The sequence below is a fragment of the Pseudomonas sp. HY2-MNA-CIBAN-0224 genome, assembly GCF_040310285.1.
GTDB classification, from domain to species: Bacteria; Pseudomonadota; Gammaproteobacteria; order Pseudomonadales; family Pseudomonadaceae; genus Aquipseudomonas; species Aquipseudomonas helleri.
This window is the reverse complement of record NZ_JBEOPQ010000151.1, coordinates 1-535: the sequence shown is the minus strand read 5'-3', so window position 1 is coordinate 535 and position 535 is coordinate 1. Positions and strand designations below refer to the sequence as shown.

The window sequence follows — 535 nt, the reverse complement described above, 5'->3', positions numbered from 1 at the left end:
CTTTTAGCCTCAGCGATATTCTCATAACCGCCCTTTGGCATCCACTCTGTTTTGAAGCTTCTAAAGAAGCGCTCAGTTGGGGCGTTATCCCAACAATTTCCACGACGGCTCATACTCTGTGTCATACCGTCGCAATCATCGATTGATTCAGCAAATTTCTTACTGGTGTAATGCGTGCCCTGATCTGAGTGAAATAACACACCACTTGGTTTGAGTCTCGTCTGATACGCCATTTTCAGAGCGTTACCTGTCAGAATACTATCGGGTGAGTCTGAGACACTAAAGCCCACCACACGACGGGCGTACAGGTCTAAAACAACGGCTAGGTAACACCAGCCGCCTTTAATGCGAATATAAGTGACATCGCCCGTCCAGACTTGGTTGGGCGCCGTTGGGCTAAATCTGCGTTTTAAAAGGTTGTCATGGGTTTTATGTTCCTGATCAGCGTGCTTGTATTTGTGGGTCTTGAGCTGGCAACTGACCAGTTTCATTTGCTTCATAATCTTGGCAGCTAAGTAACGCGTTAGCCTAATAC

General features: G+C 46.9%; 1 protein-coding gene. It reads right to left on the bottom strand.

Annotated features, from left to right (window positions below; all coding sequences use genetic code 11):
- Window positions 1-491 (bottom strand): IS3 family transposase (locus AAEZ03_RS25790; protein WP_350582553.1); only part of this gene is annotated, 491 nt, incomplete at its 3' end.
- Window positions 492-535 lie beyond the last annotated feature (44 nt).